Below are 3,709 nucleotides of genomic sequence, written 5' to 3'. Positions count from 1 at the left end.
GTGTGGCGCCGCCCGACGTCGGGGTGGAGCGCAACTTCTACACCACGTCGTCGTGCGGGGTGTGCGGCAAGGCCGCCCTCGACGCCGTGCGGCTGACCACCCGCTTCCCGCCCCACGCCGACCTGGTCACCGTCACGCCCGCCGTCCTGTCGAGCCTGCCCGACACGCTCCGGGAGGCCCAGCGGCTGTTCGACTCCACCGGCGGGCTGCACGCGGCGGGCCTGTTCACCGCCGAGGGCGAGCTGCTGGTGGCGCGCGAGGACGTGGGGCGGCACAACGCGGTCGACAAGACGCTGGGCTGGGCGTTGCTGGAGAAGCGGGTGCCCGCAGCGGGCACAGTGTTGATGGTGTCGGGGCGCGCCTCGTTCGAGCTGGTGCAGAAGGCGGCGATGGCCGGGGTGCCGATGCTCGCGGCCGTGTCGGCGCCGTCGTCGCTGGCGGCGGACCTGGCCGACGAGCAGGGCATGACGTTGATCGGTTTCCTGCGCGGCTCGGCCATGAATGTGTACGCGGGCGTCGGGCGGATCAAGTGAAGCCGCTCGACGGGATGGTCGTGGTCAGCCTGGAGCAGGCGGTGGCAGTGCCCTACGCGACCCGACTGCTGGCCGACCTGGGCGCGCGGGTGATCAAGATCGAGCGGCCGGGGTCCGGCGACTTCGCCCGCCACTACGACAGCTCGTGCGGCGACGTGTCGAGCTACTTCGCGTGGACCAACGTCGGCAAGGAGTCGGTGACCGTCGACCTCAAACAGGCCGACGGGCTGGCGATCGTCGAGGAGCTGATCTCGCGCGCCGACGTGGTGATGTGCAACCTCTCCCCCGGCGCGGCCCGGCGGCTCGGACTCGCCGCCGACGCCGTGCGGTCGCGGCATCCTCGGTTGGTCGCCGCCGAACTGTCGTCCTACGGCGAGGGCGGGCCGTACGGGGAGCGCAAGGCGTTCGACGCGCTCATCCAGTCCGAGACCGGGCTGGTCGCGACGACCGGCGACGGGCCGTCGATGGCGCGGGCCGGGATCTCCGTTGCCGACATCGCCGCGGGCGTCCAACTGCACGCCGCCGTGCTGGCAGCGCTGGTGCGGCGGGGGCGGACCGGTGAAGGCGCGACGCTGCGGCTGACGCTGATGGAGGCGCTCGCCGAGTGGATGCACCAGCCCGCGCTGTACGCGCACGGCACCGGCCAGTCGCCCGGCAGACACGGCGCGCACCACCCGACCATCTCCCCGTACGGGCCGTTCGCCTGCGGGGACGGCGGCGCGGTCCACCTGGCCGTGCAGAACGACGGGCAGTGGCGGCGGCTGTGCGGCTCGGTCATCGGGCGGCCCGAACTGGCCGACCACCCGCGCTACCGGACCGTGTCCGACCGGGTCGCCCACCGGGTCGACCTGCACGCCGAACTTCAGCCCTCCTTCGACGCCGTCGACGCCGACACCCTGCTGGCCGCCCTGGACGCCGCCGACATCCCGGCCGCGCGGACACGCGGTGTGACCGAGCTGACATCGCACCCCCAACTGGTCGCCCGCGAACGCTGGTCGACCGTCGAGGTACCGGGCGGCTCGGTCCCGATGCTGCGTCCACCGGTCGACGCCGACGCCTGGACCTGGGCCGCGGCACCCGTCCCGACGCTGGGAGAACACACCGACACAGTCCTCGACTGGCTCGGCTACCCGACATCGAAGGTCGACGCGCTGCGGTCGCGGTCGGTGATCGGTTAACGATCTTGTTGCCGGTCCGTGGTGATCTTGGTGCATCCTCGGAGCAGTGAACGCGGAAACGTTCAAGTTCACCCTCACGATGGGGTGATCGAAGGCGTCTGAAAGGCCACCGGATGGCCGACTTGGTACGTCTAAGGGGAGAGAACGGCTGTCCGTCGGAGGGGGACGCATGGGGGACGGGGGAAGACCGAGGATCAGCAGGCGCTCACTGCTGATCGCGGGGGCAGCTGGTCTCGCGACGACCGGGGTGGTCTCCGGGTCGCTGCCGTGGCTGGACCTCGTGACCAGCGGGGCCGCGCCGGACCCGGTGGTGCACACCGACCGGGTGTACTCGGCGGCCCGCGGCCAGGACGTCGACGTCGTGACCATCCTGCCCGCGCAGCTGCCGACCAAGAACCTGCCGATGTGCGTGCTCCTGCACGGCCTCCACGGCAGCGCCCGCCACGCCGCCCCCACCGGCCTGCCCACCGCGCTGACCCGCGGAGTCGCCCATGGGACCCTGCCGCCGTTCGGCTTCATCGCCGTGGACGGCGGCAACAACTACTGGCACGAGAACCGGGTCGGCGACAACGCGATGGCGATGTTGCTTGACGAGGTTCCCCGGTGGCTGCGCGCCCGCGGCCTTGGGGACGCCACGGGAACACCGTTCGCGTGTGCGGGGGTGTCCATGGGCGGATTCGGGGCTTTGCTTTATGCGCGCCGGCGCGAAGAAATGCGTGCTCCACTGTCCGCGGTCGCCGCGATCTCCCCCGGACTGCTGATGTCCTGGCGCGAGATGAGTACCCGGCGGGCGTTCAAGAGCACCCAGGAATGGGCTTCGCTGGACCCGCTCCGGAACGTGGAGAAGCTGGGCCACGTCCCTGTTGGCGTGTGGTGTGGAACTGAGGACCACTTCATCGAGGGAACCCGAAAGTTCATTCGGCTCGCATCGCCTGAGGTCGGGTACACAGGGCCGGGCGGGCATGGGGACGGCTTCTACCGGCGGATCGTTCCGGATGTCTTGGGCTTCCTCGGTCGACATGTTCCGAGCGCGAACCGCAAAACCTGATCATCCCCGGCGCAGGCGCTCGACCAGGTCCCCCAGATTGTGGGCGATGCGCGCGCCATCGCCGGGGAAGTACGTCACGTGGGTGTCGCCACGGTCATCGGTGCGCGCCAAGCCGAGATAGCGGCCAGCATCCGTGTCGAGCCACGACAGCCCCGGCGCTCGCTGTTTCCCTTTGCTGACAACGAAATAGCCGTCGCCTAGCCGCGGTCGGCGCAGGATGTCCCCGGCCATGCGCAGCTGGGCGTCCGAACTGGAGCGCGGGGGACGCACGGCGCTCTGGAACCCTCCATCCGAGTCGGGCGGGGGCACGACGGCGGGGCGGGTGATGCTCACGGACTGGCCCGGTCCCGGCCGGGCGGCGGGCAGCAGCGCGACCACACTGGTGATCACCGCTTCCGCGCGGACCAGGGTGAACCGCAGGATCTGGTTGTCGCGGACGACGATGACACCGTCACGGCCCGCCAGTGATGCCCGCGCGTGCAGCGCGCCCCTGTTCGTCGTCCCGAGCACCGCGACCGCGATCTCCGGGTCGGCCAGCAGTCGCAGCGAATGCTCCACCTCCGGTTCGAGATCCCCGCGCCGCACCAGGCCGCGCCTGGTCATGTCGTCGCGGACCGCACCCGCGATGCGAATCCGATCGGCGATTTCCCGCCCGACACTGGGAATCTGGAACGGGAACACCCTGGTGTTGACGCCCAAACCCTGCGACAGGATGTCGATCGCGGTGAAGGACAGGTCGAAGGAGGTGATCATCCGCCGATCACCGGGGGCGCGGTGATCTCGTCGGTGCCGAACACGTCATCGGGGTCGGCCTCCACGAGGTAGGAGGGGCTCGTGTGTTCGGTGTCCTCATCGCCTTGACCGCGTGAGCCGCCACCCCCCATGCCACCCGCGCCCGCCGCGCCGCCGCGCCCCGCACCCGCGCCTGGGCCGCCCGCACCGCCACGGGC

At 71.0% G+C, this 3,709-nt stretch carries 4 protein-coding genes and 1 pseudogene; 3 read left to right on the top strand and 2 right to left on the bottom strand.

Annotated features, from left to right (window positions below; genetic code table 11):
• The 3 genes from ACRDSQ_RS06245 to ACRDSQ_RS06235 all read left to right on the top strand — a co-directional run.
• Positions 1 to 533 (top strand): formate dehydrogenase accessory sulfurtransferase FdhD (locus ACRDSQ_RS06245; RefSeq protein ID WP_431419588.1); only part of this gene is annotated, 533 nt, incomplete at its 5' end.
• Positions 530 to 1,711 carry a CaiB/BaiF CoA transferase family protein gene (locus tag ACRDSQ_RS06240; RefSeq protein ID WP_431419586.1) on the top strand — a complete coding sequence of 394 codons (1,182 nt, stop codon included), beginning with the start codon at positions 530 to 532 and terminating at the stop codon, positions 1,709 to 1,711. The genes ACRDSQ_RS06245 and ACRDSQ_RS06240, both read left to right, overlap by 4 nt.
• A gap of 169 nt (positions 1,712 to 1,880) precedes the next feature.
• Entirely contained in the window at positions 1,881 to 2,759 is an 879-nt protein-coding gene (locus ACRDSQ_RS06235; RefSeq protein WP_431419584.1) for an alpha/beta hydrolase, read from the top strand.
• Here ACRDSQ_RS06235 and ACRDSQ_RS06230 read toward each other — a convergent pair whose 3' ends face one another.
• Both ACRDSQ_RS06230 and ACRDSQ_RS06225 read right to left on the bottom strand, forming a co-directional pair.
• On the bottom strand, positions 2,760 to 3,512 hold the full coding sequence (locus tag ACRDSQ_RS06230; RefSeq protein WP_431419582.1) for an ESX secretion-associated protein EspG: 753 nt from the start codon (positions 3,510 to 3,512) through the stop codon (positions 2,760 to 2,762).
• Positions 3,509 to 3,709 (bottom strand): annotated as a pseudogene (locus tag ACRDSQ_RS06225) (hypothetical protein); the annotation flags it as partial. The pseudogene ACRDSQ_RS06225 and the gene ACRDSQ_RS06230, both read right to left, overlap by 4 nt.

Source organism: Actinokineospora sp. (assembly GCF_050699995.1).
Classification (GTDB): domain Bacteria; phylum Actinomycetota; class Actinomycetes; order Mycobacteriales; family Pseudonocardiaceae; genus Actinokineospora.
This window is presented reverse-complemented; position numbering and strand designations above follow the sequence as displayed.

Excerpts from the sequence above, each read along its gene's own strand:
- ACRDSQ_RS06235 (WP_431419584.1), top strand. The coding sequence starts at position 1,881 with ATGGGGGACGGGGGAAGACCGAGGATCAGCAGGCGCTCACTGCTGATC.
- ACRDSQ_RS06230 (WP_431419582.1), bottom strand. The coding sequence starts at position 3,512 with ATGATCACCTCCTTCGACCTGTCCTTCACCGCGATCGACATCCTGTCG.